The sequence below is a fragment of the Coleofasciculus sp. genome, assembly GCF_046565525.1.
Classification (GTDB): Bacteria; Cyanobacteriota; Cyanobacteriia; order Cyanobacteriales; family Coleofasciculaceae; genus Coleofasciculus.
On sequence record NZ_JBKHUP010000214.1, the window covers coordinates 1 to 4,761 of the forward strand.

Annotated in this window: 2 protein-coding genes; both read right to left on the reverse strand. The window is 42.9% G+C overall.

All coding sequences use genetic code 11. From position 1 onward, the window contains the following. Positions 1–2,438: two-partner secretion domain-containing protein (locus tag ACLGGO_RS35055; RefSeq protein ID WP_446422778.1), on the reverse strand; the 2,438-nt coding region annotated here is incomplete at its 3' end. 660 nt (positions 2,439–3,098) lie between these two features. Then, on the reverse strand, positions 3,099–4,761 hold a 1,663-nt coding region (locus ACLGGO_RS35060; RefSeq protein WP_446422779.1), incomplete at its 5' end, for a CHAT domain-containing protein.

The following is a 4,761-nucleotide window of genomic DNA, read 5'->3' on the forward strand; positions in this document are numbered from 1 at the left end:
GGATTCTCTAGATTATCTTCTGGGTTAATGGAGGTTGTATCCTCAGGATTCTCTAGATTATCTTCTGGGGTAATGGAAGTTGTATTCTCAGGATTTTCTAGATTATCTTCTGGGGTAATGGAAGTTGTATCCTCAGGATTCTCTAGATTATCTTCTGGAGGAATGGTATTAGTCTCGTCTGAGTTATCTTGATTACCTTCTGGGTTAATGGGAGTTCTGGTGTAAGTGATAATTGGGGTTTCTTCTCCAGAAATAGGTTGCTCCAGATCAATCAGTAGATCTGCGTCCCTATCAACAATGGGATTAAGTAGTATGTCTATAATTAGGTTATTTGGCAGAGGAATTAGGGGAATTGTCCCTGGATTTGTACCGGGGGTTGTCCCTGGATTTGTCCCTGGATTTGTCCCTGGAGCAGTGATAACTGTATTGGGGCTGCTAGTAAATTGACCTTGAGAGCCAGGAGGTTGAGCATTTTGATTGATAGCTCCATGGATAATGTTACCCCCAGCAACTAAGGTAATACTACCAGAATTACCCGGTCCAAACTCACCTGTATCTATACTACCCGCGAGAATATTACCCCCAGAGGTTAAGTCAATAGAACCTGAATTCCCTTGGCTTTGATCGCTGGTTGAAACATCGCCAATTGTAATATTACCAGACGTCGCCAATAACTCAACAGAACCTGAATCTCCATCACTCTGATCGCTTGTATTAATATTACCGTTGATAGTAATATTGCCAGGAGTCTGCAGTCTGACTAAACCCGCATTACCCAATCCCTGATCGCTAGTGGATATACTGCCCGTCGTAATATCACCAGAAGCCTGCATTATTACAGGACCAGCACCGCCTGAGTTTTGTTGATCCGTATTTGATGTATCGACATTGTTGACATTAATATTTCCGGGCGATGAAGTGACTCCTGTCGAGGTAAAAGCTGTCTGTCCTGAAATATTAGGAGAATGGGTTAATGAGTTCAATCCCGCCCGCAATATTAAAGCCGGAGAACTGGTCAAAATTGCAATATCTGGATCAGAACCGACTAAAGACGTATCGGGTCCGGTAATTTTGATATTGTCACCAGTAATACTGCCCGTAGACTCTATTTTAAGGGCTACACCCGTATAATTACCGAATGTGACATCACCATTGGAACTAATAATCGGGTCAAAATAACTCACAAAGTTACCTGGATTACCGACTAAATTCAGAATCGAGAAACTTCCGCCACTGGTAAAATGAGCATCGCCAGAAATATCTCCATCGCTGACTAAGCTGAGATTACCGCCACTTTGAAAAGGGGTTTGGGGATGATTTAATGCCAAAATATCAATGGTATTATTCCCTTGAATATAAAGATTTCCCCCAGCTTGGGCAAGGAAGGGATTCGTCGCACTATCTCGCACGCGCACCGTATCTTGTGCCAATAAATTTAAGTCACCTGTGGTTTGTAACTGACTCTCAACCAAGGTTAAGTTATGCTGTGCAGACAAGGTGGCTGTCTGAGAAATCACGTTTTTAGCAACGATATCCCCAGGTTCAATCGGAATACCCGACGCTGAGAGTGCTACCGTTCCATTGCTATTCACTTCAAGTTCTGGAACCTCAACGGAACCCGTCAACAATTGCGGTAAAGATAGAGGAGTAATCAGTGTCTCTTCCGCCGGAACTTCGAGACTCAGCAAATGTCCAGGTTGACTGATGCGGACAGTACTTTCACCAGGAACTGTGGTAATGGTAATCTGTCCATTCGGGGCTTCAAGGTTCCCTGTACTCACCACTGTACCACCAATTAAGCTTAAGTCTTTGCCAACATTCAAATTACCCCCATTAACAATCGCCCCAGGGTTAGAAGTATTGAACGTGAAAGCGTTTGGCTGACCGACAAGAGAGGTATAATCATTAGACGCGATCGCACTAAACCAATTCTCCCCAAACCCAATCCCCGTCGCCGTCGTCGCGGTAAAGGATGCAGGTACATCTAACCGCGCATTTTGACCAAACACAATCCCAGCCGGATTAATCAAGAACAGATTAGAATTGCCCCCTGTTACCTGAATCAAGCCGTTAATCAGTGAAGCATTTCCCCCCGTCACACGGGATAAAATATTCTGGATAGTGGGATTCGTTATAAAATTAGCTGTCTGGTTTGCGTCTAAACCAAACTCACTAAAACTGTGAAAAACATTAGCACTATCTCCAGAGGTTTGACCGCCAGTAATATTAAATTGATCACCACTAGAGTTCACTTGAGTATTCGTTCCATCATTCGCTGGCACAACGGATTGCGCTTTAACTACAGTGGGGAAAAAAGCCACAACTAACATCCACAGTAAAAGGTTATTTCTACTACTGTTTTCTGTTAGCCATTTCAATAGTTTAATAACTTGCCATCCATGCTTTGTCAACCACACAGCCATTTTCCTCTGATTCATGGGTTGCAGCCTGATAACTTAAGGCTAGATTGAGTCAATTCAACCTTGACTTAAACTTGAACAACCTTCACCGAATTTTCTTTGCTTTTAGAGAACAAAACGATAAAAAAGGGTAGAGGTTATCGGGGTATCGAATGTAAACCATTGAATTGACTGAATTAATTTCAGTTTTTACAGCTCTTTTTCACACCGTTGCTAATGAATTCACTTGATCCTTCAAGAGTTATGAGTTCTTTCCGGATAGCTTTTCACTGCCATTAAATATTCTGCCAATTTTCATCAGTGAGTTTACCTAAGCTATTAAGCTGAGAATTGTTAGATGTAGAAATCCAACATCAAGTATCCTTATAAATTCCCCGACTATCTAAACAACAATGTTTTTTTGATTATAACATTTTCCTAGCTAAGTCCATGAGCTTTATCAAAATTTAATTTAAATCTGCTCAATATTTTATTCCTGTAAAATGTATAGGATTTTTTTAGGGCAACACAGATTATATGTAGGAGCGCCCCGATCTGTGCCATGAATTTCATTTAGGCAATCTATAATTGCTATTATTTCAATTGAATCAGGTCAAAATTATTCGGTAACAAGCTTATTTGAGTGCTTCAACCTGCCCCTAGATAAGAATCTGTGACCTTTATACTCCATGCTTTGGCTTACCAGGGACTACCAATCATTGTGAAAGCACTCCAGTAGTAAGGATGTTCAAAAGTTTGGTCTCTTAACCGGGCAAGTTCTGGTGGCAAAGACATCATTTCCTCAGTTGTAATCAGTTGTCCATCTTTTGTATAAACTTGCCCTTTGAGCATGGCTAATTGAGCTTGGCGTATGGCTTCTGCTTTAATCGGAGCTTGTTTGAGCTGCTGATAAAATTCAGTCATCAACCCCAAGGTTCCTTCATCACTCACATACCACAAACTACCCACCGCCGACTTGACCCCCGCTTTAACTGCCAACCCAGCAAAGCCTAATTCCGCTTCCTCATTTCCCAACGCCGTGCGACAAGCACTTAGGACTAATAGTTCTACCGTTGGGTTGTTTAAGCCTAACTGAGACAGTTCATTCAGTCGCAGTTTACTATCCCAAAATTGGATATAGGAGTTACTCAATTCTCCTGGCACAAAATTAGCATGGGTTGCCAGATGAATCATGCCAAAGGGTTGACGTTTTTGCTGTTCTTTTAGGTTATTCAGCGTGAAGGATTCATTGAGAAACGATTTCCCCTGCCATATATCCTGAGTGATTTCTGATAACTCCACTGGCACAGCAGGTAATGGCTTTTGGTCTGTAAATTGAGATGCTCCCATTGCCAGAACTTCCAAATTGGTAACAGGCTGGTAACGAGTATCGGTGAGGCTAATACTTGGCATTAAGCCAACACTGTACTTTTCGATGAGAAACTGTTCACCATCATAAAGTGCTGCCAAAGGAACGGAGCGCAAGTTAGTATCGAGGAGGAAAATGAGATTTTCGATACCTTGACCCTGGAATTCATCTTCCAACGGCTTCACCAACCAGTTATAGAGTTGCTGTCCCGACACGACATAACCCTTTTGGCTACGGACATTCGTGACTTGCAAACGAAATTCATTAGCAACTTTCAGGACTTGCTCACGGGTTACTCCTTCTACTTCTTTGCGAATTGGGGTTCCTTGAGCAGTTACCAGCAGTATTTCTAACTGATCTTGAGGACTTGGAGTTGGGAAGGGTAGATTTGTTGCCTCATCAGTAGCAATCGTTTGGGGAGCAAAACCGACATAGATGAGTGCGGGTTTAGCTCCAGTTGATTTTTCAGTATTAGCGAGAATTGCACGGCTTTCTGCTAGGGTTCTCAGGGAAATATCTCCCGGTAGCTCTAAATATTGCTCGAATTGCCGCGTGAATTTTTCTTCAAACTCAGCCACAGAATTCGTTTGAGTTGAATCTATCGGCGGGTTTGTTTCAGATTGCTCTTGGGTTGTAGTAGCTTCGTTGCTGTCAGAGCGGGATTGGTTAACTTGGTTGTTATCACTCGGTTCATTACTACTTGGGTTTGTACTATTTAGATTAGGTTCAGGAATTGGTTCCGGTTCAGGATTGGGTTCGGCTTCAGTAATCGGTTCCGCAATGGGTTCGGCTTCAGTAATCGGTTCCGCTTCCGTTTCCAGTTCCGCAATGGGTTCGGCTTCAGTAATCGGTTCCGCTTCCGTTTCCAGTTCCGCAATGGGTTCGGCTTCAGGAATTGGTTCCGCTTCCGTTTCCAGTTCCGCAATGGGTTCGGCTTCAGGAATTGGTTCCGCTTCCGCTTCCGGTTCCGCAATGGGTTCGGCTTCAGGAATT